The sequence below is a fragment of the Stenotrophomonas sp. 1L-E-5-B-C3 genome, assembly GCF_057292075.1.
In genome coordinates, this window is the sequence record NZ_JBXAWS010000002.1 from 331,526 (window position 1) to 358,403 (window position 26,878).

17 protein-coding genes are annotated in these 26,878 nt (G+C 66.3%); 14 read left to right on the plus strand and 3 right to left on the minus strand.

Annotated features, from left to right (window positions below; genetic code table 11):
* The first annotated feature begins 56 nt into the window (after positions 1 to 56).
* From AC0Z6F_RS04300 to cueR, 8 genes are all read left to right on the plus strand, one after another.
* Entirely contained in the window at positions 57 to 1,646 is a 1,590-nt protein-coding gene (locus tag AC0Z6F_RS04300; RefSeq protein ID WP_485616616.1) for a calcineurin-like phosphoesterase C-terminal domain-containing protein, read from the plus strand.
* A gap of 36 nt (positions 1,647 to 1,682) precedes the next feature.
* Complete coding sequence (locus AC0Z6F_RS04305) at positions 1,683 to 1,967, plus strand: hypothetical protein (RefSeq protein ID WP_005409434.1); 285 nt, start codon at positions 1,683 to 1,685, stop codon at positions 1,965 to 1,967.
* A gap of 84 nt (positions 1,968 to 2,051) precedes the next feature.
* Positions 2,052 to 3,074 (plus strand): glucokinase, encoded by a 1,023-nt coding sequence (locus AC0Z6F_RS04310; RefSeq protein ID WP_485616613.1) that lies wholly within the window; start codon positions 2,052 to 2,054, stop codon positions 3,072 to 3,074.
* Positions 3,075 to 3,125: 51 nt separating this feature from the next.
* Entirely contained in the window at positions 3,126 to 4,124 is a 999-nt protein-coding gene (locus AC0Z6F_RS04315; RefSeq protein WP_485616612.1) for a glycosylasparaginase, read from the plus strand.
* Entirely contained in the window at positions 4,121 to 4,852 is a 732-nt protein-coding gene (locus AC0Z6F_RS04320; protein ID WP_485616611.1) for a copper homeostasis protein CutC, read from the plus strand. Before AC0Z6F_RS04315 ends, AC0Z6F_RS04320 begins: the two co-directional genes overlap by 4 nt.
* Before the next feature lie 401 nt (positions 4,853 to 5,253).
* Complete coding sequence (locus tag AC0Z6F_RS04325) at positions 5,254 to 8,211, plus strand: TonB-dependent receptor plug domain-containing protein (RefSeq protein WP_485616610.1); 2,958 nt, start codon at positions 5,254 to 5,256, stop codon at positions 8,209 to 8,211.
* Positions 8,212 to 8,404: 193 nt separating this feature from the next.
* The gene (locus AC0Z6F_RS04330) at positions 8,405 to 10,906 is read left to right on the plus strand and encodes a heavy metal translocating P-type ATPase (RefSeq protein WP_485616608.1); all 2,502 of its coding nucleotides are present in this window, start codon (positions 8,405 to 8,407) and stop codon (positions 10,904 to 10,906) included.
* Positions 10,907 to 10,917: 11 nt separating this feature from the next.
* Positions 10,918 to 11,373: a Cu(I)-responsive transcriptional regulator gene (gene cueR, locus AC0Z6F_RS04335; protein WP_485616607.1), complete on the plus strand. Its 456-nt coding sequence runs from the start codon at positions 10,918 to 10,920 to the stop codon at positions 11,371 to 11,373.
* Positions 11,374 to 11,454: 81 nt separating this feature from the next.
* Here the strand turns inward: cueR and AC0Z6F_RS04340 are convergent, their stop codons facing one another.
* Positions 11,455 to 11,649: a heavy-metal-associated domain-containing protein gene (locus AC0Z6F_RS04340; RefSeq protein ID WP_012510895.1), complete on the minus strand. Its 195-nt coding sequence runs from the start codon at positions 11,647 to 11,649 to the stop codon at positions 11,455 to 11,457.
* A 201-nt stretch (positions 11,650 to 11,850) separates the two neighbouring features.
* A complete protein-coding gene (locus tag AC0Z6F_RS04345) occupies positions 11,851 to 14,994 on the minus strand; it encodes a TonB-dependent receptor (RefSeq protein ID WP_065723096.1) in 3,144 nt (1,047 codons plus the stop codon).
* A 1,062-nt stretch (positions 14,995 to 16,056) separates the two neighbouring features.
* On the opposite strand from AC0Z6F_RS04345, the gene AC0Z6F_RS04350 reads away from it, so the two are divergent.
* From AC0Z6F_RS04350 to AC0Z6F_RS04375, 6 genes are all read left to right on the plus strand, one after another.
* A complete protein-coding gene (locus tag AC0Z6F_RS04350; RefSeq protein WP_065723191.1) occupies positions 16,057 to 18,522 on the plus strand; it encodes a GH92 family glycosyl hydrolase in 2,466 nt (821 codons plus the stop codon).
* A 96-nt stretch (positions 18,523 to 18,618) separates the two neighbouring features.
* On the plus strand, positions 18,619 to 19,668 hold the full coding sequence (locus AC0Z6F_RS04355) for a LacI family DNA-binding transcriptional regulator (RefSeq protein WP_006363437.1): 1,050 nt from the start codon (positions 18,619 to 18,621) through the stop codon (positions 19,666 to 19,668).
* A gap of 60 nt (positions 19,669 to 19,728) precedes the next feature.
* On the plus strand, positions 19,729 to 21,042 hold the full coding sequence (fucP, locus tag AC0Z6F_RS04360) for an L-fucose:H+ symporter permease (protein WP_012510899.1): 1,314 nt from the start codon (positions 19,729 to 19,731) through the stop codon (positions 21,040 to 21,042).
* A 7-nt stretch (positions 21,043 to 21,049) separates the two neighbouring features.
* On the plus strand, positions 21,050 to 22,045 hold the full coding sequence (locus AC0Z6F_RS04365; protein WP_485616604.1) for a carbohydrate kinase family protein: 996 nt from the start codon (positions 21,050 to 21,052) through the stop codon (positions 22,043 to 22,045).
* Positions 22,042 to 23,268 carry an AGE family epimerase/isomerase gene (locus tag AC0Z6F_RS04370; protein WP_485616603.1) on the plus strand — a complete coding sequence of 409 codons (1,227 nt, stop codon included), beginning with the start codon at positions 22,042 to 22,044 and terminating at the stop codon, positions 23,266 to 23,268. Before AC0Z6F_RS04365 ends, AC0Z6F_RS04370 begins: the two co-directional genes overlap by 4 nt.
* A gap of 167 nt (positions 23,269 to 23,435) precedes the next feature.
* The gene (locus AC0Z6F_RS04375) at positions 23,436 to 26,054 is read left to right on the plus strand and encodes a beta-mannosidase (protein WP_485616602.1); all 2,619 of its coding nucleotides are present in this window, start codon (positions 23,436 to 23,438) and stop codon (positions 26,052 to 26,054) included.
* A gap of 127 nt (positions 26,055 to 26,181) precedes the next feature.
* Here AC0Z6F_RS04375 and mtnC read toward each other — a convergent pair whose 3' ends face one another.
* On the minus strand, positions 26,182 to 26,877 hold the full coding sequence (mtnC, locus tag AC0Z6F_RS04380) for an acireductone synthase (protein ID WP_012510902.1): 696 nt from the start codon (positions 26,875 to 26,877) through the stop codon (positions 26,182 to 26,184).
* Between the last annotated feature and the right edge of the window lies 1 nt (position 26,878).

The window sequence follows — 26,878 nt, forward strand, 5'->3', positions numbered from 1 at the left end:
CAGCCGAGCATGGCTCGGCTCTACAATAGGCGGTCTTCTTTTTCCCCGGACCGCCCATGAAACTGCCTGCCACCTGGCTGTGCTGCCTGTTGCTGACCTCGCCGGCCTGGGCCGCGGACACCGTGGTCAGCGGCAAGGTCTACCTGGAGCGCGACGGCAAACCCGGGCGCGGTGCGACCGATCCGGGCCTGGCCGGGGTGCAGGTCTCCAACGGCGAAGCCATCGTCAAGACCGCCGCCGATGGCAGCTACAGCCTGCCACTGCGCGACGGCCAGACCGTATTTGTGATCAAGCCCGATGCCTACACCTTCCCGAAGGCCACCGACGGCCTACCGTCGTTCTGGCGCCACTACCGCCCGAACGGTTCGCCGGCGCTGAAGTACGGCGGCATCGCCGCCACCAGTGACGTCACCCGCAACTGGGATTTCGCCCTGCAGTCGGATCGCCATGACAGCCGCCGTGGTTTCCAGATGCTGGTGTTCACCGATTCGCAGACCGCCAGCCTGAAGGACATCGGCTACTACCAGCAGTCGATCGTGGCACCGCTGGTCGGCCAGACCAGGGCGCGCATGGGCACCACCCTGGGTGACATCGTCAACGACGACCTGACCCTGTACCCGGCGATCAACAAGGTCACCACCGAGCTCGGCGTGCCGTGGTTCCACGTGCCGGGCAACCACGATCTCGATTTCGATGCGGCCAGCGATGAGCATTCGCTGGACAGCTGGCGCAACATCTACGGCCCGGACACCTACGCGGTGGAAGAGGGTGGCGCCAGCTTCGTGTTCCTGGACGACGTGGTCTACGACCCCAAGGCCAAGCCGAAGTACATCGGCGGCCTGCGCGAGGACCAGTTCGCCTTCCTTGCCAGTTACCTGAAGGGCCTGCACAAGGACCGCCTGCTGGTGCTGGGCATGCACATCCCGTTGTTCGATGCCGCGCCGGGGCGCGAGACCTTCCGCCACGCCGACCGCCAGCGCCTGTTCGACCTGCTGAAGGATTTCCGCAACGTGCTGGTGCTCAGCGGCCACAGCCACACCCAGCAGCACGTCTACCACGGCAAGGCCGAGGGCTGGAACGGCGACAAGCCGCTGCACGAGTACAACGTCGGTGCCAACTGCGGTGCGTTCTGGTCGGGCGTGAAGAATGCCGCCGGCGTGCCGGACAGCACCATGAGCGATGGCACGCCGAAGGGTTATGCGCTGCTCGACGTGGCTGGCAATGGCAGCTACAAGCTGCAGTACCGCGTGGCCGGCCAACCGGCCAGCGAGCAGATCGGCCTGCATGCCCCCAAGGTGCTGCGCCAGGGCGCCTACCCGGCGTGGGGTGTCTACGCCAATGTCTACATGGGTGAGGATGCCAGCGTGGTCGAGTACCGCGTGGATGGCGGCGCCTGGCAGCCGATGAAGCAGGTCAGCCAGCCCGATCCGCGCCTGATGGTGGAGAACGTGGCCGACGATCTTGCAAACAACCTGCGTGGCTACGATCGCTCGCCGGAGGCTACCGCATCGCCGCACCTGTGGCGCGGCGCGTTGCCGACCGATCTGTCGGTGGGCAGCCACAAGGTTGAAGTGCGTTCGACCCAGCCCGACGGCGCGGTGTTCACCGCCACCACCAGCTACAGCCTGCAGACTGCCCAGCCCTGATCCAGGGCGTCGCTGCCCAACGCGAAAGGACCCCGCATGGATATCCGCTTCATGGCCGGCACCACGCCGGTGACGCTGAGCCGCCACTGGTTCACCGGTGCGATGCTGCTGCAGAGCGCCACCGAGAAGGTCTGGGTGCAGCACCCGCTGCATCCGGGCACCCACTTCTCGTTCTCGCTGGTACAGTCGTGGCTGCGTCACATCGCCGGCCACGAAGTGCTGGTCGAGCGCACCCGGCCGCTGCTGTTTGCCGGCTTCCGCCCGCAGCGGCTGCGCGTGCTGGTGGATGGTGTGCAGGTGGCCGAACAGGAAGGCATGTAGGCCAACCTGAACCATCGGCGTGCTAGGCAAAGCCGCCCCGATGCCTGAGAATCGGGGCGATTCAATCGATCCAAGCAGGCCAGCGTGACCATCGCAGCAGCGTCCCCGGTTTCCACCGACTCCGCCCGCGGCGGTCTTCCGCGCAGTCTCGTTGTCGCCGATGTCGGCGGCACCTTCGCCCGTCTGGCCTTGGCTGAGACCCAACCCGGCCAGGCGCCGCTGCTGGGCAGCCATCGCACCTATGCCTGCGCCGAGCACCCCAGCCTGGCCGCGATCCTGGCCGATTTCACCGCTGGTCTCGGCCAGCCGGTGCAGACCGCAGTGGTGGCCATCGCCGGTCTGCTCGATGGCGATGTGCTGATCAATGCCAACCTGCCGTGGACGGTCTCGCTGTCGACCACGCGCGAACAGTCTGGGCTGCGCGAACTGCAGCTGATCAATGATTTCGAGGCGGTGGCGCTGGCGATCCCGTACCTGCAGCCCGAAACCCTGGTGCCGCTGAACGGCGACGCTGATCCGGCGCAGGCGTTCCCGGCACTGGTGCTGGGCGCCGGTACCGGCCTGGGCGCCGCACTGCGCTTCGCCGATGGCGAGCGGCCGGTGCTGGCCAGCGAGATCGGCCATGCCGCGCTCGGTGCCGGCAACACACTGGAACTGCAGGTGCTGGGCAAGCTGCTGCAGCGGTGGCCGCACGTGGACAACGAGCGCGTGCTGTCCGGTAGTGGCCTGATGAACCTGTACCCGTGCCTGTGCGAACTGCGCGGTGTCACCCCGGTGTGGACCAGCACCGAGGCGCTGATCGGCGCCGCGCGTAGCGGCGAGGATGCACTGGCGGTGGAAACGCTGCAGGTGTTCTGTGCCTGGCTGGGCAGTCTGGCCGGCGACGCAGCGATCGCCGTCGGAGCTCGCTCGGTGTACCTGGCCGGGGGCATTTCCGCGCATGTGCAGGATTTCCTGGCCGATGGCCGCTTCCGTGAGCGCTTCCTCAACAAGGGCGTGCTGACCGAGGTGCTGCGCCAGGTACCGGTGTGGCGGGTGGAGCACGGCCAGCTGGGTGTGCTCGGTGCAGCGGTCTGGCACGCCGCACGACAGCCCGCGCACGACTGATCGGCAGGGCCGGCATCGGGCCGGCCGTGCATTGCAGACTGGGAGAGGACGATGGTGGATCGCAGGCAGTTCCTGCAGGCCGGTGCACTGGCCGCAGGCATGGCGGCCTTGCCGGGCGTGCAGGCGCGCACGCAGGGTGGGGCCAAGGTGGTTTCCACATGGGACTTCGGCGTACCGGCCAACCAGGCCGCATGGAAGGTGCTGGCACAGGGCGGCAGTGCGCTGGATGCCGTGGAAACGGGCGCACGCTGGGCCGAGAGCGAGTTGTGCAACCCCACCGTCGGCCATTGCGGCAATCCGGATCGCGACGGCGTGCTGAGCCTGGACGCGAGCATCATGGACGGCGATGGCCGCTGTGGTGCGGTGGCGGCGCTGGTCGACATCCTGCATCCGGTGTCGGTCGCCCGCAAAGTGATGGAAAACAGCCCACATGTGTTGCTGGTGGGCGAGGGCGCGCAGCAGTTCGCGGTGCAGCAGGGCTTCGAACGCAAGCACCTGCTGACGCCGCAGGCCGAAGCCGCCTGGCGCGAGTGGCTGAAGACCGAGAAGTACCAGCCGCAGATCAATGCCGAGCGCCGCGGTATTCCCGGCAACAGCGACAACCACGACACCATCGGCATGCTGGCACTGGATGCCAAGGGCCACCTGGCCGGTGCCTGCACCACCAGCGGCATGGCCTGGAAACTGCATGGCCGCGTCGGCGACAGCCCGATCATCGGTGCCGGCCTGTACGTAGACAACGACGTGGGTGCAGCCACTGCCTCGGGCGTGGGCGAGGAGATGATCCGCAATGCCGCCTCGTTCCTGGTGGTCGAGCTGATGCGCCAGGGACGTTCTCCCGCGCAGGCCTGCCGCGAAGCGATCGACCGTGTGGTGCGCAAGCGCCCGGAAGCGAGCAAGACACTGCAGGTGTGCTTCCTGGCGATGAACAAGCAGGGTGAGGTGGGCGGTTACGCGTTGCATCGTGGTTTCGTCTATGCCGTGTGCGATGCGCAGCGCCAGGATGACCTGCGCGATTCGCCGTCGATCTATACGAGCACCCAGGCGTGAGCACGCGGCTGACCCTGGAAATCGCCAGCAACTCGCTGGCCTCGGCGCTGGCCGCCCAGGCCGGCGGCGCCGACCGCATCGAGCTGTTCGACAACCTGGCCGAGGGCGGCACCACACCGTCGTTCGCCAGCATTGCGATTGCCCGCGAACGCCTGTCGATCCCGCTGTTCGTGCTGGTGCGGCCACGCCCGGGCGACTTCCACTACGACGCGCTGGAAACCGAGCTGATGCTGCGTGACATCGCGCAGTGCCGCGCGCTCGGCTGCGATGGCGTGGTGATCGGTGCGCTGGACGTGCAGGGCGACATCGACGTGCCGCTGTGCCGCGAACTGGTGCAGGCTGCCGGGCCGTTGCAGCTGACCTTCCATCGCGCCTTCGATGCTGCCCGCGATCTGCCCGCCGCGCTGGAGCAGGTGATCGGGCTGGGTTGCCAGCGCGTGCTGACCTCGGGCGGCCAGGTCAGCGCCGAGGCCGGTGCCGATGTGCTGGCGGGTCTGGTCACACAAGCGGCGGGGCGCATCAGTGTGATGGCCGGCGCGGGGCTGGGCCCGGCCAATATTGCCGCCGTGGCACGACGGAGCGGCTGTACTGAACTGCACGCCTCGGCCAAGGGCCTGCGCCGCTCGGCAATGCAGTTCCAGAACCCGGCCTTGCGAGGGCTGGACCCGGACTGGAGCCAGACCGCCACCGCCACCGTAGCCGCGCTGCGGCAGGCGATGGACAGCTGAGGGCTGCCCGGGGTCGGATCCCTCCGTAGGAGGGCTCTGACCCCACCCGAGGCAATCGGGTCAGAGCCCCTCTGCGAGGGGATCCGACCCCGTACGCCGGCCCGCCACGGACAAAATAGTTCCGCGCACGATTGTCGCGATCGTGTCATTGACGTGTGCGCCGTCGTCTCAGCGATGTTTCGCAACCATTTGATTTTTCTGGATACCGGCAGCCGATAACGGCACTCCGCCGCACGTTGCTGCGTCGCCGCATGCCGGGCGCGGTTCAGCTGTGCTTTAGTTTGGATCGATCCACAGGGGAGGGTGTCGGGACGGTCTTGAACCGATCCAGGTGCCCGGATCAGCCGTAGTGCCGCGCCACCACCCGTCCGTGCGTCCACACTTTCGAAGAGCAACCACCCATGGCTCAGTCCGTTCGCAAGCGTCGTCACCTGCTGTCCCAGGCGTTGATCCTGGCCCTGTTGCCCTTGGCTGCCAGTGCGCAGGAGGCCACCAGTTCGTCCACCAAGGATCTTGATGCGGTCACCGTCACCGGTTCGCGCATCAAGCGCGCCAGCGTTGAAGGCCCGGCGCCGGTCAACGTGATCACCGCCGCGCAGATCCAGAAGGAAGGCTTCGTCAGCGTGTACGACGCGCTGAAGACGCTCACTGAAGCCACCGGCACCGTTGAAGCGGCCTCGCAGTGGGGATCGCATACGCCCAATGCCAGCGGCCTGAACCTGCGCGGGATGGGCCCGAACCGCTCGCTGCTGCTGGTCAACGGTCGCCGCGTGGCGGACTACCCGTTGCCCTACGGTGGCGAAACCAACTTCTCCAACTACGGGAACATTCCCGCTGCCGCGGTGGAGCGCATCGAAGTGCTGACCGGTGGTGCCTCGGCCATCTATGGTTCCGATGCGATCGCCGGTGTGGTCAACGTCATCCTGAAGACCAACTACGACGGCGACGAAGTACGCGTGCGCGGTGGCACCTCCACCGAAGGCGGCCGCGATACGTGGGATCTGTCCTGGGCCGGCGGCAGGACCGGCGACAACTGGAGCGTGACCTACGCGCTGCAGTACACCAAGCGCGATCCGCTGTTCGGGCGTGATCGCCCGCAGATGGACGATGCCGACGACGCACCGTACGCGTCCTGGAACATGGAACAACGCAAGGTCGGCTTCCGTCCCACCGCCGGTCTGGCGTTGATTGATCCGACCACCGGCCAGCGCCTGGCGCCGCCCACCGGCACCTGCGAGAAGTTCGACGGGGAGTACTACACCGCCGATCGCCTGGTCTACAACTACGCCGCCAACACCATCACCAACACCGGCCGCCTGTGCGGCATGAGCGCCGACTACGCCAACTGGCTGCTCACCGGCGGTGCCGAGAACGTGTCCGGCAACCTGTATGCCACCTTCGATTTCAGCAACGACCTGCAGGCCTGGACCAACCTGGCGGTATATCGCTCCGAAGCGATCTGGGGCACCAATCCGCCCAGCGTGTCGCTGATCGACGATGACAATGGCTACTACTGGGATGCCAACCGCAACCGCCCGATCCTCGGCGTGCGCCAGTTCACTCCAAACGAGGTGGGCGGCCTGGATACGCTGCGTAACACCAACCGCGAACTGTCCTGGGACTGGAGTGCGGGCCTGCGCGGCCGCGTCGCCGGCCGCTTCGACTGGAGCGCGACGGTGGGGCGTTCCTACTACCGCGTGGAAGAGCGGCAGAACGTGGTCGACAAGCAGAAGTCGTACGACTATTTCCTCGGCCCGAAGCTGGGTACCACCGCCGACGGCGAGGCGATCTACGCACTGAACGAATCGCGCTGGTGGAATCCGTTGACGCCGGAGCAGTACTGGCAGATGGGCACGGTGGCGAAGAACCGTGCATCCTCATGGGTCAACCAGGCTTCGGCGGACATCACCGGCGAACTGTTCCAGGGTTGGGCCGGCCCGATCTCGTTCGCGGCGGTGGCTGAAGTCGCACAGCAGGGCTATCACCTCAGTCCCGATCCACGCGCCGGCATCGACTTCGACCTGCAGAACGTCGATCGCGGTGGCGGCGAGCGCACGCGCTATTCGGCCGGCGTCGAGTTCAAGATCCCGCTGCTGGAAAGCGTGACCGCCACTGCGGCCGCGCGCTATGACCGCTATGGCAGCTACAAGGCTGACAGCAGCAGTGAAGCGCTGAACATTGGCAGCCAGAAGGAGACCACCTGGAACGTCGGCCTGGAATGGCGCCCGGTGGAGTCGCTGCTGGTGCGTGGCTCCTATGCCACCAGCTTCCATGCGCCGGACATGCACTACCTGCTCGGTCAACCGAGCAGCTCCGAAGTGCAGACCTATGACCGCCTGCGCTGCATCCAGAGCGGCGCTTACCTGGTCAACAACTGTGGCGTGGGCAATACCGATGTCTGGTACACCTTTGACGTGAACCGGCGCGGCACGCCTCTGCTGCGCTCGGAAACCGGCGATTCGTGGACGGTCGGTTTCGTCTGGGACGTGATGCCGAACCTGTCGGTCAGTGCAGATTACTGGGCAATCAAGCTGGAAGACATGATCGTCGACGTTGGCGCCGACGAGGTGCTGGCCAGCGAAGCAGGCTGCCTGACCGGCAAGAACATGGACGGTACGCCGTGGGCCAATCCGGCCGGTGGCGAATACTGTGCGGGCATCCTGGCCCGCGTGAACCGTGACAGCAACGGCCGCCTGGTATCGATCGAGCGCGGCCCGTTCAATCTGGCCAGCCGCGAAGTGCGCGGCATCGATCTGACCGCACGCTATCGCCTGGAAACCGCGCAGTGGGGCAGCTTCCAGCTCGGCCTGAACTACACCAACCAGATCTCGACCAAGGAACAGCGCTACGCCAACGATCCGAACCCGGAACGCCGCGACCGCGACCTGCGCAGCAAGCTGCGCGCGAGCCTGGCCTGGCAGCGCGGCAACTGGAATGCCAATGTCTATGCCGATCGCATCGGTTCGGTGCCGGGCGTGCGCTACCACTGGGGCACCGATCGCCTGAACAATCCTGGCGGCTGCCTGCCGTTCGCCGATGGTTATGTGCCCAGCGACAGCCCGTCGCTCAACTGCCTGGAGCCGGCCACGCGTCCGGACGGCTCGCCGAATCCGAATCCCAACGCCGGCCAGCAGACGGCGCGCTACTACGGGCGGGTCGGGCCGTTCATCACCTGGAACTTCAACGTGGGCTACCAGGTGACCGAACGCGCCAAGGTCAATGTCTACGTCAACAACGTGTTCAATTCGGCCAGTTGGAACCACAAGGATCCGTACAAGCTGGACTACGATTTCGCCCCGACCCGCCTGCTCGGCGCGGTCGGCCGCGAGTTCGCGCTGGAATACGTGTTCACCTTCTGAGGTGGACGGCGGGGGCGTCGGGCCTTGTGCTGCCGGGCATGGCCCGGCGCTACCGGGCGTTGGTAGATCCACGCCATGCGTGGATGTGAAGACCGGGATGCCCCTTCAGGCACGCGGACAGGCTGGATTTGACCTTCCCACGATGGCAAGGTTTAGCCTGTCCGCATCCAGAAGGAACCCCGGGAATCCGATCATGAGCACGCCCCGCGCCATTGCAGCCCCCGCAAGCCCGTCCACCATCAGCCTGCCCATCGAGGGCATGACCTGCGCCAGCTGCGTCGGCCGTGTCGAAGCGGCGCTGTCCAAGGTCGAGGGCGTCGGCAGCGTCTCGGTCAACCTGGCCACCGAACGTGCGGATATCCGCGCGTCCGGCCCGGTCGATCGTGCCGCGCTGATCCAGGCGGTGGAGCGGGTGGGCTACGACGTGCCGGCCGCCACCGTCGAGCTGGCGGTAGAGGGCATGACCTGTGCCTCCTGCGTCGGTCGCGTCGAGCGCGCGCTGCTGGCGGTACCGGGCGTCAACCAGGCCAGCGTCAACCTGGCCACCGAACGCGCCACGGTGCGCGGCGTGGCCGCTGTGGATGCGCTGGTGGCGGCCATCGACAAGGTCGGTTATGCCGCCCGTGCCATCGAAGCAGGCGTTCAGTCTGATGACGAAGCGGCGGAAAAGAAGGACGCCGAGCGCGCCGAACTGAAGCGCGACCTGATCGTGGCGACCGCGCTGGCGCTGCCGGTGTTCGTGCTGGAGATGGGCTCGCACCTGATTCCCGGCATGCACGAATGGGTGATGGCCAACATCGGCATGCAGACCAGCTGGTACCTGCAGTTCGTACTGACCCTGCTGGTGCTGGCCATTCCCGGCCGCCGCTTCTACCAGAAGGGTTTCCCGGCACTGCTGCGGCTTGCGCCGGACATGAATTCGCTGGTGGCGGTGGGTACCGCCGCAGCGTTCGGTTACTCGGTGGTGGCGACCTTTGCACCGCGGTTGTTGCCGCCGGGCACGGTGAACGTCTACTACGAAGCAGCGGCGGTGATCGTCGCGCTGATCCTGCTCGGCCGCTTCCTCGAGGCGCGCGCCAAGGGCCGTACCTCCGAGGCGATCAAGCGCCTGGTCAACCTGCAGGCCAAGGTCGCGCATGTGATCCGTGACGGCCGCATGATCGAGATCCCGGTCAACGAGGTGCTGAGCGGCGATGTGGTGGAAGTGCGCCCGGGCGAGCGCGTGCCGGTCGATGGCGAGGTGATCGAGGGCCGCAGCTACATCGACGAGTCGATGATCAGTGGCGAGCCGATTCCGGTCGAGAAGCAGCCGGGCAGCAGCGTGGTCGGCGGCACGGTCAATCAGAAAGGTGCACTGACCGTGCGTGCCACGGCGGTGGGCGCGCAGACCATGCTGGCGCAGATCATCCGCATGGTCGAACAGGCACAGGGCTCGAAGCTGCCGATCCAGGCGGTGGTCGACAAGGTCACGCTGTGGTTCGTGCCGGCGGTGATGCTGGCCGCACTGGCCACGTTCCTGGTCTGGTTGATCTTCGGCCCATCGCCGGCGCTGAGCTTCGCGCTGGTCAATGCGGTGGCGGTGCTGATCATTGCCTGCCCGTGCGCGATGGGCCTGGCGACGCCGACGTCGATCATGGTCGGTACCGGCCGTGGCGCCGAAATGGGCGTGCTGTTCCGCAAGGGTGAAGCGCTGCAGTTGCTGAAGGACGCGCAGGTGGTGGCGGTGGACAAGACCGGCACGCTGACCGAAGGCCGCCCGCGCCTGACCGACCTGGAGATCGCCGACGGCTTTGATCGCGCCACAGTGCTGGCCGCCGTCGCCACCGTGGAATCACGTTCGGAGCATCCGATCGCCCGCGCGATTGTCGATGCAGCCACCGAGCAGGGCCTCGCGCTGCCGTCGATGATTGATTTCGAGTCGGTCACCGGCATGGGCGTGCGCGCCAGCGTAGAGGGCGCACGGGTAGAGGTCGGCGCCGATCGCTTCATGCGCGACCTTGGCGTGGATATCACCGCGTTTGCGGCATTGGCGGCCGAACTCGGCGCGCAGGGCAAGTCGCCGTTGTACGCGGCCGTCGATGGACGCCTGGCAGCGATCATCGCAGTATCCGATCCGATCAAGCCGAGCACGCCGGCCGCGATCGCGGCGCTGCATCAGCTTGGCCTGAAGGTGGCGATGATCACCGGTGACAATGCCGGCACCGCTCAGGCGATCGCGCGCCAGTTGGGTATCGATGAAGTGGTGGCCGAGGTGCTGCCGGAAGGCAAGGTAGAAGCGGTGCGCCGCCTGAAGGCCACGCATGGCCACGTCGCCTTTGTTGGTGACGGCATCAACGATGCGCCGGCGCTGGCCGAGGCCGATGTCGGCCTGGCGATCGGGACCGGCACCGATATCGCGGTGGAGTCGGCCGATGTGGTGCTGATGTCGGGCAACCTGCAGGGCGTGCCGAATGCCATCGCGCTTTCGAAGGCAACGCTGGGCAACATCCGGCAGAACCTGTTCTGGGCCTTCGCCTACAACACCGCGTTGATTCCGGTAGCGGCCGGCGTGCTGTACCCGGTCTGGGGCGTGCTGCTGTCGCCGGTGTTCGCCGCCGGTGCGATGGCGCTGTCCAGCGTGTTCGTGCTGGGCAACGCACTGCGCCTGCGCCGCTTCCAGGCGCCGATGGCGGATGTACCTGCCGCCAGTCATTGAAGGAGAACCGCATGAACATCGGTGAAGCCGCCAAGGCGTCCAGCGTTTCGGCGAAGATGATCCGCTACTACGAACAGATCGGCCTGATTCCCGCGGCCGATCGCACCGAGTCCGGCTACCGGGCGTACTCGCAGGCGGACATTCACCGCCTGCGTTTCATTCGCCGCGCGCGCGATCTCGGCTTCCGGGTCGCCGAGATCACCGACCTGCTGGGTCTGTGGAACGACACCTCGCGGCACAGTGCCGACGTCAAGCATCTTGCCGAACAGCACATCGCCGACCTGGAACAGCGTATCGAAAGCATGCGGCAGATGGCCGACACGCTGAAGTCGTTGATCAGCTGCTGTGCGGGCGATGAGCGCCCGGAATGCCCGATTCTGCAGCGGCTGGGCGAAGACGAAGAAACCCTGGCACCGCCGGAGACCGCGAAGACCGGTGCGGTACGGCGCCGCGCGCACAAGCACTGACCCGGCGTCGCATGCATGAAGAAAACCCGCCCGGTGCAGATGCACCGGGCGGGTTTTTCGTTGCAGGCGCAGGGTAGGGGATCAGGCCGTGCGCGGCGGGAAGCCGGCATCGGTCAGTGCCGCCACGATCTGTGATTCGCTGGCCGAGGTCTGCACCTGCACGCGACGGCTGGCCGGATCTGCCTGCACGCTGGCCTGCGGATCGACCAGCTCGATCGCCTTGGTCACGCTGCGTGCGCAACCGCCGCAGGTCATGCCTTCAACGTGGAATTCCATCTGTAGCTCCTTCGGTGCTCTTGGGGGTGGAGCCAGTGTGCACCTTCCAACATTGGCAGGGTCAAGCGCAGGGCTGAACCGAAGAAAAAGCACCAATGAAAACGGCAGCCACCTGTACCAGCGCGGCTGCCGTGGAGGAACGTCCCCGCCAGGGCGGGGCGTGGGTTGCACCGGGGGGGGGCCGGGCAACCCGGTGTTGCGTTAGAACTTCCAGGTCAGGCCGACGTAGTACTGGCGGCCGGAGTAGGTGTTGGACAGCAGGCGCGCCCTGGTGTCGTTGCCCAGGTGCACGCGCTGCTCGGACTTGGTGACGTTGAGCACCGAGGCCGTCAGCGCCAGGTCTTCGCGGATGTTGTAGGCCGCGTTCAAGTCCAGCTGGTCGTACGGCTCGGAATACGAGCTGAAACCGTTGTTGAGTCCACCGACCACCACGCCACGACGGTTGTACGAGGCGCGCGCCAGGAACTTCTCGTTCTCGTAGAACATGGTGAAGTTGGCCTGGTTCTTGGCACTCCCCACCAGCGGCGAAGAACCGATCTGCTCGCCGTTGATCTCCACCGACGCCATGTTGGTGTCGTTGTAGGTGTAGTTGGCCTGGAAGCCGAGGCCAAAGTCGAGGGTGTACTGGCCGTAGATTTCCACGCCCTGTGACACGCCATCGCGGCCGTTGGCCTGGGTCTCGTACTTCTGCACGGTCACGTTCTGGCCGCCGACGTTCATCTGCTGGTCGCGGACCACCGGCACGGTGAAGTTCTTCACGTCCTTGCGGAACAGGCCGACACCGGCCACTGCGCCCGGCTTGAAGTACCACTCCAGGCTCAGGTCGTACTGGGTGGCCTTGAACGGCTCCAGTTCCTTGTTGCTGCCCGAACCGTACCAGCCCGGGTTGGTGGCGCCGCCGGCGACGCGGCGGTCGTTGCTGTACTCGTCGGAGTAGTAGCTCAGGCCGCCCGGGTAGGCGATGTTGGTGTAGCTGGGGCGGGCGATGACCTTCGACGCGGCACCACGCAGCACCAGCGAATCGGTGATGTCCCAGGCGATGTTGAAGCTCGGCAGGATGTCGGTGTAGGTCTTGTCCAGCGAGGACTGCTCGTAGGTCTTGGCGCGTGCCAGATCGTCCGGCAGGCGCACGAAGCCGCTCTCGCAGCCATAGCCGCTGTTGGAGCCGAGCAGCGCGGCCGCCGACGGATCGGTGCAGGCCAACGGCGAACCGGCGGCGTTGTCGGCGAAGTAGTCATTGAAGCGCTCGACCGAATCGCTCGAGGATGCATGCTGCTTGGTCCGTGCCACGCGCACGCCGACATTGCCGCGCAGTCGCTCGGTGCGGAAGTTGGCCTGCAGGTAACCCGAGTACACCTTCTCCTGCACGTCGTAGACGAAGTCTTCCTCGGTGCGGTTCTGCACGCCGCCGTAGCGGTTGTTCAGATAGTCGATGTACGCGGGGTAGTTGATGCCCGGGAACACATTGGCGTTGAACCCACCGGCAATGTTGTCCATCGGCTGCGACAGGAAGAAGCCCGGCTGCGCGATACCGGCGGTCGAATCACAGCCTGCCTGGTAACGCTTGCTGTAGTCGCCAGGGTCGGCACCCTGGCAGACCCAGTAGGTATTGCCGGTGTTGCGGTGGACCTTGCCGTCGCTGTACTTGGCGCCGAACTGGATCGAGTCCAGCCAGCCGGCCTCGAACATCTTGGTCACGTCGGCCTGGAAGTGGTTCTGCTTGACCTCGGTACGCTTCCACGACGAGTCGGTCGAACCGGTATCCACCTCGGCTATGCCGGCCATCAGCTGCTGCTGCAGGTCCGGCGAGAAGTTCACCGACGGGGTGCCGGTCAGGTCCCAGGACGTGGCCGTATTGCCGGCCTGCCACTGGCCATCGACCTGGCGACGCGGCTTGGCCGACATGCGGAAATTCATCGACGGGCCGCCCTCCGACCAGGTCCTGCCACCAGCGAAGCTGGCTTTCCACAGCGGGCTGATGTCCCAGTCGATGGTCAGGTCGGCCGTCTGCGACAGCGCTTTTTCCTTGCTGTAGGTGCCGGTCAGCTGCGGGGTGGGGATGGTGCAGTCATCCGGACCCCAGCCGCCCGGACGCAGGCCGGCTGCGGCCGCCTGATCCTCGCTGCAGATGTAGTTGCGGCCTGGCTGCATCTGGTACTGCGCGCCGGTCACGATGGTGCCGCTGGGGTCCATGGTGAAGCCGTTGAGCATGCGGCCGCCTTCCCAGTTGCCGTCGCCGGCCACGCGCGCCAGGTTCCATTCCGGAACCTTCAGCATGTTCTGGGTGTAGTTGCCCTGCAGCTCGAAGCGGAAGTAATTCGCCGTCATCGTGACGTTGTCGAGCGGCTTGAACTGGAACGTCAGCTGGCCACCGGTGCGCTCGCGGCGCTCGTCACGCACGGCGAAGTTGACCGAGGTCGGCATGAAGAAGCCGGAGTAATGGCCGCCATTCTGGTTGTAGATGCCCGAGCGGCCCCAGAACTGCGATGCATCCGGCAACGCGTTGCCGTACACGTCGACGGCCGGATTGCGGGTGCGGCCGGCAGCATTCCAGACATAGTCATGGATGACGCCGCCATTGGCGTCCACACGGTCGCTGTACCACTGCCAGTCTTCGGTGCTGACTTCCATGCTGCGGTTGGTACGGACCTGCCGGGTCGCACCGATCAGCAGGCCGAAGCGCTCGTCCTTGCTGTGCCAGGAGTACATCGCCGACGCCTGCGGGTCGACGCCGCTGCTGGTGTCGGAAGAGGTACCTTCGATCGAGGCGAAGCCGGAGTTGGCTTTCATGTCCAGCGGACGGCGGGTGCGCAGGATCACGGTGCCGCCGATGCCGCCTTCGTCGATGCGTGCTTCCGGCGTCTTGTACAGCTCCGCCGCCGACAGCATGTTCGAGGGCAGCAGGGTGTAGTTGAACGAACGCGATGCTTCGTCGTTGGTTTCCGAGGTGGCGACGTAGTTGCCGTTCAACTGGGTCAGGGTCAGGTCCGAGGCCAGGCCACGCACGCTGACGTTCTTACCTTCGCCACCACTGCGGGTGATGATCACGCCGGGCACGCGCTGCAGTGCGTCGGCGACGTTCTTGTCGGGGAACTTGCCGACATCTTCAGCGGTGATCACTTCGACCACGGCGTTGGCGTCGCGCTTCTGTTCGAGGCTCTTCTCGATGGCGTAGCGATAGCCGGTGACCTGGACGCTGTCCAGGGTGGTGGCGTCCTGCGCGCCGGCGGAGGCAGCCTGCTGTGCGGCGGCGCCTGCCGGCACGATGGCGGCGGCCAGGGCCAGCGCGATGGCCAGCGACAGTGCGTCGTGACCATGCGTGCGTGTTGAATGCTTCATTCCCATCTCTCCCTCTCTCCTGGATTGATCCGGTGACGTGGCACGGACAACTTGAATCGATCTAATTTGAAGTGACATTGTCGCTATTGCCATGCAGTGGCAGTAGCACCGTGCGCGTGGCCTGGTACGTCCTGTTGCTGCTCCCCCAACTCCCGGCCATCGCAATGTCGTTCTTGGATCGATCTAAGCGATGGGCGGGCGTTTTTTAGCATGGGTCGCCCGTGGGCGCATGCTGCTCCGCAATATGGTACTGGCGTGGCGAAGGGATGACGGTTTGCTGAAATCAGTGAAATCGTTTTCGTGCGCAGGGGAGGGTGGGGCGGCAGGGCTGCGCCCTGCACCTGCTGTAGTGCCGGCCGCTGGCCGGCAACAGCCAAAGCCAAAGCCAAAGCCAAAGCGGCTCTGGGTTTCTGCTGGTTTGGCGGGGCGGTGTGGGCTGGCAGGACACGCCGTAAACCCGTCCATGGGGGCTCGATGGCGCCATCCATGGCGCCAACGGTCCTGCCAGCCCACACCGCCCCACCATTGACAGTTTCCCGGTGACGGTTGGATAGGTCCTGGAATCACCGGGGTCATGGGGTCAGATCCGTTTTCCATTGGAAAACGGATCTGACTCCCGATTGATTTCGTTATCTGACAGAGATTCATCCACGCATGGCGTGGATCCACAGATCGCGGGAATCTGTCGAAGGCGGGGTGGGTCCGATTGCGGGGGCGTGAGCCGCATGGATGCGGCGACCGAGCTTACATGGACGTACTTGCAGCGGCCCCCGCAACCGGACCCACCCCGCCTACCCACGGATAGTCAGCTGTTGCTGTTGCTCCGGCTGTTGCCTTGGCTTGGAGCAGGTGCAGGGCGCAGCCCTGCCGAACACCCCCTCTCATGCTGCGCCGCAGAATGCATTCGGCTGAACCAGCATGCTCTACTTGAATCGATCTAAATCCACGGTCTGGTGGGTCGGGCGTCATTCCAGGGGGAGCTTTCAGCCAGTCATGGCGGGGCTCAGCGGAACGGTGCCGGACGGCCCCGGCCGTCTGCCTCCGCGTCATCGACTACAGGAACCCGACATGCGTCCAGTGCCGTCCGCTCCCGCCGTCCCATTGTCTTTGCGCCCGCTGGCGCGCCTGGCCTGCCTGCTCGCACTTTCGGCGTCGCCGATGCTGCTGCAGGCCGCGCCGGCCGCGCTGGAGCGCGAGGTCAATACCTTCATAGGCAGCAAGGACGACGGCAACACGTTCCCGGGCGCGTCGGCACCGTTCGGCCTGATCCAGGTCAGCCCGATCGGCAGCCACTATTCGGGTTGGCGCTACGACGACGAGAAGATCCGCGGCTTCGGTCATTCGTTCATCTCCGGAGCCGGTTGCTGGGAGCAGGGTGGGCAGGTGTCGGTGCTGCCGGTCACCGGGTCGATCGGTCCGGGTGGCGATTTCGATACCGGCAACGCGAAGGAGTTCGATCACAAGGCCTATGCCGCGTCCTACACCCACGACGGCGAGGTCGGCCAGGCCGGCTACTACAAGGTGCGGCTGACCAGCTACGGCGGCATCGATGCCGAGACCACCGCGCGTACGCGTGCCGCCGCCGAGCGCTACACCTTCAGCCAGCGCCAGGGCGATGGCCACGTGCTGGTCAATGTCGGCCAGGCCAACGAGCGCCACTCGGTGATCGGCAGCGTGGTCGATGTGGTCGGCGACCGCGTGGTGGAAGGCAAGCTGGTCACCAAGAGTTTCTGCGGCGGCCATCAGTACACCACCTGGTTCCGCATCGAGTTCGACCGCCCTTTCAAGGCGCATGGCACCTGGGGTGAGGGCGGTGGCCTGCCGGGTGCGCGCCACAGCATGGAAGGCGAGCAGAAGCCGAACGGTGCCTGGCTCAGCTTCGACCTGGCCAAGGGCCAGTCGGTGACGGCGGTCAGCGCGATCTCGCATGTGGATGCCGAAGGCGCGCGCATCAATCTGCGCGCGGACGGCATGCAGGGTGGGGCGCTGCTCGGCTTCGACCGCATGCGCGCACTGTCCCAGCAGTCCTGGCGCGAGCAGCTGGGTCGGGTGCGTGTGCAGGGCGGTACGTCTGATGACCGCACTGTGTTCTACAGTGCGGCCTACCACGCGCTGCTGCAGCCGATGACCGGCAACGATGCCGACGGCCGCTATCGCGGCTATGACGATGGTATCCACCGCGCCGATGGCTGGACCTACTACGAGTACTTCTCGTTGTGGGATACCTACCGCGCGCAGAACCAGTGGCTGGCGCTGACCCGCCCGGACGTGGCGCGTGACATCGGCCGCACCCTGCTGGCGATCGACGAGCAGGGGGGCTGGCTGCCGCGCTGGGGCTATGCCAACTTCGAGACCAACATCATGACCGGCGATCCGGTCACGCCGTTCATGGTCGACCTGTGGCGCTTCGGTGCGCTCAAGGGCCGCGAATCACAGGCCTGGGACGCGCTGCGTCGCAATGCGTTCGGCACGCCGCCGCTGAACTCGCGGATGGCCGGCCGTTCCGGCAATCCGACCTACCTGGACAAGGGCTACGTGGTCTACGACCGTGCGTTCCCATCCAAGGGCATGGACGTTGATCCGCACCACGGTGGTTCGGCCACGCTGGAGTATGCGCTGGCCGACTGTGCGCTCTCGCAGATGGCCGATGGCCTGGGCCACGCACAGGACGCGGCGACGCTGCGTGAGCGCGGCCGCAACTGGCGCAAGGTGTGGGACCCGCAGGTGCGCGATGCCGAGACCGGCTTCACCGGTTTCCCGCGCCCGCGTACTGAGGACGGCCAGTGGTACACCCCGGCCGATGGCCATTACAGCCCGCGTTCGCACCATGGTTTCCATGAAGGCACGGCTTGGCAGTACCAGTGGCTGGCGCAGCAGGACGTGCCGGGCCTGGTCGAAGCCATGGATGGCCGCGAACAGGCCGGCCGCCGCCTCGATGCGTTCTTCGCGATGGACGCGCTGCAGGCCGATCCACTCAATGCCGCCCGCAAGGAGTGGGTGGTCGGGCCGTACAGCTACTACAACCAGTTCCGCTACAACCCGAACAACGAGCCGGACCTGCACTCGCCGTGGCTGTACACGCTGATCGGCCAGCCGTGGAAGACCGCAGCGGTGGTGCGTGCCGCGCAGCAGTTGTTCACCAATGCGCCCAACGGCGTGACCGGCAATGATGACCTCGGCACGATGTCGGCCTGGTACCTGTTCAGCGCCATCGGCGTGTACCCGGCGGTGCCGGGCAGCGGCCAGTTCCTGCTGCATACGCCACGCTTCAGCAAGGTGGAAGTGGACCTGGGCAATGGCCGCACGCTGCGCATCGATGCGCCGGGCGCCGATGGCCGTCGCCTGCAGTACGTGCAGGGCGTGCAGGTCGATGGCCAGGTGCATGCACCGGTATGGCTGGACTGGAACCGCCTGCAGCAGGGACCGCGCCTGCAGTTCGCACTCGATGCGAAGGCGCCGGAGCAGGGCTGGGGCACTGCGGTGAAGGACCTGCCGGTATCCTGGTGCGCTGCACCGGGCAGCCAGCTGCGCTGAGACGGACTGTGCCGTTCGCGGTGACCCAGCGAACGGCACGGCACGACACGGCCCTGATCCATTAGGCTTGAGCCTCCAGCGGAGTCCGGGAAGACGATGAACGACAACGGCAGCAATCCCAGCAAGCGCGCCGGCAAGGCGGTGACGGTGACCGACATCGCGCGTGCCATCGGCGTGTCACGGGCAACCGTGTCGCTGGTGCTGCGCGGCAGCCCGCTGGTCAACGTCGACACCCGGGCCAAGGTCGAGGCAGAACTGCGCCGCCAGCGCTATGTCTACAACCGCGCCGCGGCCAACCTGCGCCGTCGCACCTCGTCGAGCATCGCGCTGGTAATCAACGATCTGTCCAACCCGTTCTTCGCCGAATTCGCTTCGGGCGTGGACGAGGCGCTCGGCGGGCGTGGCTACGTAACCCTGCTGGGCAGCACGGGTGAATCGCCGGAGCGCCAGCAGGCGGTGCTTTCGACACTGATGGAACACACCCCGGCCGGCCTGATCCTGTCGCCGGCCGAAGGCAGTGACACTGCGCAGCTGCGCCAGGCGCTGGGCGCCAATGCCAACGTGCTGCTGTTCAACCGCGAACTGGAAGGGGCCGACTGGGACTTCCTGACCCTGGACAACCAGCACGGCGCCTACCTGGCCACGCGCCACTTGATCGAGCGCGGCCATCGCCAGATCGCCTTCTTCGGTGGCCACGCCGCGTCCAGTTCGTGCCACCAGCGCCGTGCCGGTTTCCAGCAGGCGCTGGCCGAGGCTGGGCTGTCGTTGCCGCCGGGTTGGATGATCGAGTCGGCGCCGAACCGCCTGGAAGCTGCGGCGCGCACCGATGAGCTGTTTGCCGACGGACATCGCCCGAGTGCAGCGGTCTGCTACAACGACACCGTCGCGCTGGGCCTGATGCTGGGCTTGAATTCTCGTGGCATCCGTCCGGGCGGTGACTTTGCCGTTACCGGATTCGATGATATTTCCGAGGCATCTGTCGCGGTGCCGCCGTTGACCACGCTCACCGCCGACCCGCGCGAGCGTGGCCGGCAAGCTGCCGCGTTGCTGCTGCAACGACTGGACGAGCCGGACGCGCCGCCACGGCGCACGGTCGCACCGGTGCAGCTGCGCATCCGCGAAAGCAGTGCCGCACGACCGAACTGATTTCCTTCCTACACCCCTTCCACGCAACAACGACCTTCCGCGCATCGAGGCGCGTACCGCATGCCGATCTCCGCAACGCCCCGTCCATCGGGTTCCTCGGGCAACGCACCTGCCGTCACCAACGGCAAGGCGCTGGCTGTCGTCACCACGATCTTCTTCATGTGGGGCTTCCTGACCTGCCTCAATGACATCCTGATCCCGCACCTGAAGGCGGTGTTCGAGCTGAACTATGCCAAGGCGATGCTGGTGCAGTTCACCTTCTTCGGCACCTATTTCCTGATGTCGCTGCCAGCGGGTCGGCTGGTGGCGGCGCTGGGTTACAAGAAGGGCATCGTTGCCGGTCTGGTGATCGCTGGTATCGGCGCGCTGGGCTTCTGGCCGGCGGCCGAGCTGCGCGTGTACGGCGCCTTCCTCGGCGCGCTGTTCGTGCTGGCCACTGGCATTACCGTGCTGCAGGTCGCTGCCAACCCCTACGTTGCGCTGCTGGGTCCGGAGCAGACCAGCTCCAGCCGCCTGACCCTGGCGCAGGCGCTGAACTCGCTGGGCACGGCCATTGCGCCGATTTTCGGCGGCATGCTGATCCTGTCCAACACGGTCAAGAGCGCCGATGAACTGAACGCGCTGCCGGCCGCCGAACAGCTGGCCTACCGCGCCGCCGAGGCGCAGGCCGTGCAGGGCCCGTACGTGGGCCTGGCAGTGGCGCTGGTGCTGCTGGCGCTGTTCGTGTTCCTGTTCCGCCTGCCGGCGCTGAGCGACGCCACCGAGCAGGCCGACCAGGGCCACCACCACAGCTATCTGGATGCGCTGCGCAAGCGCCACCTGTTGCTGGGTGTGCTGGGCATCTTCTTCTACGTCGGCGCCGAAGTGTCGATCGGCAGCTTCCTGGTCAACTATCTGTCGATGCCGAGCATCGGCGGCTTCAGCGAACAGGAAGCCACGCACTACGTGTCGGCCTACTGGACGATGGCGATGATCGGCCGCTTTGCGGGCTCGGCGCTGCTGGCGCGCTTCTCGCCCAGCCGTCTGCTGGCGATCTTCGCGCTGGTCAACGTGGGCCTGCTGGCCACGACCATGCTGACCTCCGGCAACGTCGCGCTGTACTCGGTGGTGGCGATCGGCCTGTTCAATTCGATCATGTTCCCGACCATCTTCGCGCTGAGCATCGAGCGCCTGGGCCCGCTGACCAACAAGGGTTCCAGCCTGCTGATCATGGCCATCGTCGGCGGTGCCGTGGTGCCGTACCTGCAGGGCGTGCTGGCCGACCACATCGGCGTGCAGGCCAGCTTCATCCTGCCGCTGCTGTGCTACGGCTACATCATTTTCTACGGACTGGTCGGCGCGCGTACGCCGGCTTCCGCAACGCAGGGAGGCTGAGTCCGGAATGGGTGCCATTGTCTGCTTCGGCGAAATTTTGATCGATCTACTAGCGCAACCGCCGGCCTCGGCCGACACCCCGCGCGCGTTCCTGCAGTACGCCGGTGGTGCACCGGCCAACGTCGCGGTGGCGGCTGCACGGCTGGGTGCCAAGACCCAGTTCGTTGGCATGCTCGGCCGTGACATGTTCGGCGACTTCCTCGCCGACAGCCTGGTCGAGCACGGCGTGGGCACGGATTACATCGTGCGCACCGACGCCGCCAAGACCGCGCTGGCCTTCGTCGCGCTGGATGCCAGTGGTGAGCGCAGCTTCAGCTTCTACCGCCCGCCGGCGGCTGACCTGCTGTTCCGTGACAGCGACTTCCAGACAGCGTGCTTCGACGGCGCACAGTGCTTCCACGTGTGCTCCAACAGCCTGACCGAGCCGGCCATCGCCGAAGCGACCTTCGCCGGCATGGATCGTGCGCGTGCGGCCGGCGCGGTGGTCAGCCTCGATCTGAACCTGCGTCCGGCCCTGTGGCCGGCGAACGAGGATCCGACGCCACGCCTGTGGCAGGCGCTGGAACGGGCCGACCTGGTCAAGCTGTCGCGCGAGGAACTGGACTACCTGGCAGCACCGCTCGGCGACGACGGCAAGGCGCTGGTGCTGCGTCGGCTGCTGGCCGCGCAGGCGCGCTGGGTGATCGTCACCGATGGCGCGGCCACGCTGCACTGGTACACCCGTGACAACCACGGCACGGTCACCAGCTTCCGCGTAGCTACGGTCGACACCACCGCTGCCGGTGATGCCTTCGTCGGTGGCGTGCTGGTCGGCCTGCTGGAGCGCGGTGGGACGGGCGCGGGTTTCGCCGCGTTCTGCCAGGACCCGGAGGCGATCGCCGCCACGCTGCGCTTCGGCGCTGCGGTCGGCGCGCTGGCGGTTACCCGCAAGGGCGCGTTCGCCGCGATGCCCTCGCTCGATGAAGTGCAGCAGCTGCTGCAGGCACAGGACATTACCGCATGAGCACCTCGCCCGATTTCCGTTCGCCCGCGTTCCTGCGCGCGCATATCGCCGACACGATGGCGTTCTACCATCCGCGCTGCATCGATCCGAACGGTGGCTTCTTCCACTACTTCCGTGATGACGGCAGCATCTACGATGCCAGCCACCGCCACCTGGTGAGCAGCACCCGTTTCGTCTTCAACTACGCGATGGCCTACCGCGAGTTCGGCAATGCCGAGTACCGGGAGGCCGTCGAGCACGGCGTGCGCTACCTGCGCGAGGTGCACCGCAACCCGGTCACCGGCGGCTATGCCTGGACCCTGCGCGACGGCAAGGTCGAGGACGACATGAACCACTGCTACGGCGTGGCCTTCGTGCTGCTGGCCTACAGCTGCGCACTGAAGGCCGGTGTCGAGCAGGCCCGCGAGTGGATGGACGAGACCTGGCAGCTGCTGGAAGCGCGCTTCTGGGAGCCGCAGCACGGCCTGTACAAGGACGAAGCCGACGGCCAGTGGAACTTCACCGGCTACCGTGGCCAGAATGCCAACATGCACATGTGCGAGGCGATGCTGGCCGCGTTCGAGGCCAGTGGCGAGCAGCGCTATGTCGAGCGCGCGCTGCAGCTGGCCGACAACATGACACGCCGCCAGGCCGCCAAGGCCGGTGGCCTGGTCTGGGAACACTACGATGTGAACTGGGAAATCGACTGGGACTACAACCTGGACGACCCCAAGCACCTGTTCCGCCCATGGGGCTTCCAGCCTGGCCACCAGACCGAGTGGGCCAAGCTGCTGCTGATCCTCGATCGCCATGTGCAGGCCGATTGGCTGGTGCCGACCGCGCAGCACCTGTTTGACGTCGCCGTGGCGCGCAGCTGGGACGATGCCCGGGGCGGCCTGTACTACGGTTTCGCACCGGAATCGCGCCGGCAGCCGGGCATGGACGGCGCACCGATCGGTGGCGACAGCTTCGTCTGCGACGACGACAAGTACTTCTGGGTGCAGGCCGAAACGCTGGCGACCGCCGCACTGATGGCCAAGCGTACCGGCGACGACCGCTACTGGCAGTGGTATGACCGCTTCTGGGCGTACTCCTGGGAGCATTTCGTCGATCACCAGTACGGTGCCTGGTTCCGCATCCTCGATGCCGACAACCGCAAGTACAGCGACGAGAAGAGCCCGGCCGGCAAGGTGGATTACCACACCATGGGTGCGTGCTACGAAGTGTTGAACGTCGTGCGTTGAAGCGCGTAGCGCCGTACGCATGATGAATCGGAACCGGTAGCGCCGGGCCGCGCCGCGCCGCGTCTCGGTCCGGGCGCCGGGATGATGAACGCATCGCCATGCGCGCGGAGCCAGCCGCAGGCAATGGACACTCGCTTTGGCCTTCAGCAGAGAAACAGGAGCATTACGTGCATCGCATTTCCCTCGTTGTTCGTCTGCTCCTGCTGCTGATTGCAGCCATCTCCTTCCCGGTAGCCGCAGCCCCGCTGCAGGCGCAGTGGGAATTCCGCATGCTGCCCGGCGACGCCCAGGGCGCCGCGCATCCGGGCCTGCAGCAATGGCGTGCGGCGAAGGTGCCGGGCAGCGTGCACACCGACCTGCTGGCGCATGCACTGATCCGCGACCCGTATGTCGGTGCGCCTGAGGCCGAGCTGCAATGGATCGGCCTGGCTGATTGGGAGTACCGCGCCCGCTTCGACGTGGATGCGGCGACGCTGGCCAAGCCCAATGCCGAGCTGCGCTTCGATGGGCTGGACACCTACGCCGAAGTCAGTCTCAACGGCAAGCCGCTGCTGCGTGCAGACAATGCGCACCGTACCTGGACCGCGCGCGTGGAAGGGCGTCTGCGGGCGAAAGGCAATGAACTGCAGATCGTGTTCCGCTCGCCGATTCGGACCCTGCTGCCGGGCGTGCAGGCGATGCCGCACAAGATCGCCGGCAATTACCCGTCGCCGTATGGCGATGAACCGAAGGGCGCGATGGTCGGCAACTTCGCGCGCAAGCCGGCCTACCACTTCGGTTGGGACTGGGGCCCGCGCTATGTCACTGCCGGGGTCTGGCGCGGCGTCGATCTGCAGGCCTGGGATGCGCACCGGCTGACAGATCTGGCGGTGCGCACCGATGCATTGAACGCGGAGCAGGCGAAGCTGGCAGTGCTGCTGCAGGTGGAGCAGGGTGCTGCGGCGGGTTCGGCCGTGGTCAATGTGTATGTACATGATCCGGAAGGCCGCAGCGTGGCCCAGAAGCAGCGCACGGTTCTGCTGAAGCCCGGCCAGAACAGTGTTGAACTACCGATTGAACTGGCGGAACCGAAGCGTTGGTGGCCGGTCGGCCACGGTGCACAGGACCGCTACACCGTGCAGGCTCGCCTGGACGGTGGCGCAGATACAACACTGGCCCGCGAGCAGCGCATCGGCCTGCGCACGGTCGAACTGCGTCGCGAGGAAGACGGTAAGGGCGGGCAGGGCTTTGCTTTCGTCATCAACGGCGTGGAGATCTTCGCCAAGGGCGCCAACGTCATTCCGTTCGATGCCTTCCCCGCACGGGTCGATGCCGCACGCCTGCGCCAGGTGCTGACGGCCGCGCGCGATGCCAACATGAACATGCTGCGCAACTGGGGCGGTGGCTACTACGAGGATGATGCGTTCTTCGACATCGCCGATGAGCTGGGCCTGCTGGTCTGGCAGGACTTCATGTTCGGTGGTGGCATGCAGCCGGGCTACGATCCAGCGTTCCGCGCCAGCGTGGCGGCTGAGGCGCGCGACAACGTGCGCCGGCTGCGCCATCACCCCAGCATCGTGCTGTGGTGTGGCAACAACGAGGAAGAGACCGCCTGGAAGGACTGGGGCCACGGCCGCGACCTGAAGGCGGCCGACCCGGCGTTTGCAGCGAAGGTCTGGCAGGGCTACGTCGACCTGTTCGGCAATGACCTGCGCCAGGTAGTGGGCGAGGAGGGGTTGGGCGTGCCGTACTGGTCCAGCTCGCCCAGCAATGATCTGGATGAGAAGGCCAACGACTCGACCCGCGGCGACAAGCACTACTGGCAGGTCTGGGGCAATCCAGCGCTGCCGGTGCAGGCCTACCTGCGTGAGACGCCGCGCTTCATGTCCGAATACGGACTGCAGGCGTGGCCGTCGGTGACAACGGTGGACCAGATCGCCACCCGCGCCGAGCAGCGCATCGACAGCCCGGTAATCCGCGCGCACCAGAAGTTCATGGCCGGCGAGGGCAACAGCCGCCTGCTGCATTACATCGAACTGGGCTACGGCACGCCGAAGGACTTCGAGGACTTCGTCTACCTGAGCCAGGTGATGCAGGCCGATGGCATCGCACTGGCGGCACTGCATCATCGCGCCTCGCGGCCGTACACGATGGGCTCACTGTACTGGCAGCTCAACGACGTCTGGCCGGGTGCTTCATGGTCCAGCGTGGACTACTTCGGCCGCTGGAAGGCGCTGCACTTCGCCGCGCGGCGCTTCTTTGCGCCGGTGACGGTGGCGGCGTTGCGCGACGAGGGCAGTACGCGGGTGCGCCTGCTCAATGACGGTGCCGCGCTGGATGCACGCTGGCGGTTGCGGGTGATGGATGTAGACGGCAAGGTGCTGCGTCGTCGCGAGGACGCGGTGACCCTGGCCGCTGCCGGTGTCACCTCGATCGGTGACTTCAGCGATGCCGAGCTGCTGGCCGGTGCCGACCCGAAGCGCACGCTGGCGGTGTTCGAGCTGCTGCAGGGTGGGAAGGTCAGCGCGCGCCAGGTGGTCGGCTTCGTTGAGGCCAAGGACCAGGTATTGCCGCGACAGAAGCTCAAGGCCAGCCTGTCCATTGAAGGCGACCACTATCGTCTGCGATTGGAAAGCGCGGCCTACGTGCGTTCGGCGTGGATCGACTTCGGTGCATTGGACGTGCAGGTGGAAGACAACCTGCTCGACCTGCTGCCCGGCGAAACCCGCGACATTGCGGTTCGCGGCCCGGTGGACCTGGCTGCCCTGCGCGAAGCGCTGAAGGTGAAGACCCTCAACGACCGTTGAGGGGTATCCCGCTTTGGTAGGTGCCAACCTTGGTTGGCACACCCGGAACATGCCAACCAAGGTTGGCATCTACCAGAAGCGCGGCCCGGCCGCCCGGTGGGTGCGGACCGTTGGTCCGCGCACCTGTTTACAGCTGGATCTGCTGGAAATTCTCGACGCGCTCGTGGCCATTGGCGGCCTGGCCGGTGCGCGGCAGCGGGTAGTCATCCAGGCGATCGATCAGGCGGGTCTGCAACCCGGCTTCGCGGGCGGCATCCAGTTCTTCCACCACATCCGACAGGAACAGGATCTCGCCGGCCGGCACGTCGATGGCCTGCACGATGCGGCGGTAGCTGTCGGCCTCGCGCTTGCCGCCGATCTCGGTATCGAACCAGCCCGACACCAGCGGGCTGAGGTCACCGGCATCGCTGAAGCCGAAGAACAGCTTCTGCGCCGGCACCGAGCCGGAGGAATACACATACAGCGGCAGGCCGGAGGCGTGCCAGCCCTTCAGCACCGGCGCCACTTCCGGGTAGAAGTGCGCGGTGTAGTCGCCGCGGCGGTAACCTTCGTCCCAGATCAGGCCCTGCAGCGCCTTCAGTGCAGTGTGCTTGCGGTCCTGGTCGATCCAGCCCTGCAGCGTCTCGGCCACCAGGCTGTCCTGGCAGGCGCCGCCAATCTCGGTGGCCACCGCATCCAGCCAACGGCGGACTTCCGGCTGCTGGCCGTGCTCGGCGACGAACGCGGGCAGCGCCTTGCGGGCATAGGGGAACAGCACGTTCTTGACGAACGAGATGCTGCTGGTGGTGCCTTCGATGTCGGTCAGGATGACGCGGGGCTGCATG

Excerpts from the sequence above, each read along its gene's own strand:
- AC0Z6F_RS04300 (WP_485616616.1), top strand. The coding sequence starts at position 57 with ATGAAACTGCCTGCCACCTGGCTGTGCTGCCTGTTGCTGACCTCGCCG.
- AC0Z6F_RS04305 (WP_005409434.1), top strand. The coding sequence starts at position 1,683 with ATGGATATCCGCTTCATGGCCGGCACCACGCCGGTGACGCTGAGCCGC.
- AC0Z6F_RS04315 (WP_485616612.1), top strand. The coding sequence starts at position 3,126 with ATGGTGGATCGCAGGCAGTTCCTGCAGGCCGGTGCACTGGCCGCAGGC.
- AC0Z6F_RS04325 (WP_485616610.1), top strand. The coding sequence starts at position 5,254 with ATGGCTCAGTCCGTTCGCAAGCGTCGTCACCTGCTGTCCCAGGCGTTG.
- AC0Z6F_RS04330 (WP_485616608.1), top strand. The coding sequence starts at position 8,405 with ATGAGCACGCCCCGCGCCATTGCAGCCCCCGCAAGCCCGTCCACCATC.
- cueR (WP_485616607.1), top strand. The coding sequence starts at position 10,918 with ATGAACATCGGTGAAGCCGCCAAGGCGTCCAGCGTTTCGGCGAAGATG.
- AC0Z6F_RS04340 (WP_012510895.1), bottom strand. The coding sequence starts at position 11,649 with ATGGAATTCCACGTTGAAGGCATGACCTGCGGCGGTTGCGCACGCAGC.
- AC0Z6F_RS04345 (WP_065723096.1), bottom strand. The coding sequence starts at position 14,994 with ATGGGAATGAAGCATTCAACACGCACGCATGGTCACGACGCACTGTCG.
- AC0Z6F_RS04350 (WP_065723191.1), top strand. The coding sequence starts at position 16,057 with ATGCGTCCAGTGCCGTCCGCTCCCGCCGTCCCATTGTCTTTGCGCCCG.
- AC0Z6F_RS04355 (WP_006363437.1), top strand. The coding sequence starts at position 18,619 with ATGAACGACAACGGCAGCAATCCCAGCAAGCGCGCCGGCAAGGCGGTG.
- fucP (WP_012510899.1), top strand. The coding sequence starts at position 19,729 with ATGCCGATCTCCGCAACGCCCCGTCCATCGGGTTCCTCGGGCAACGCA.
- AC0Z6F_RS04365 (WP_485616604.1), top strand. The coding sequence starts at position 21,050 with ATGGGTGCCATTGTCTGCTTCGGCGAAATTTTGATCGATCTACTAGCG.
- AC0Z6F_RS04370 (WP_485616603.1), top strand. The coding sequence starts at position 22,042 with ATGAGCACCTCGCCCGATTTCCGTTCGCCCGCGTTCCTGCGCGCGCAT.
- mtnC (WP_012510902.1), bottom strand. The coding sequence starts at position 26,877 with ATGCAGCCCCGCGTCATCCTGACCGACATCGAAGGCACCACCAGCAGC.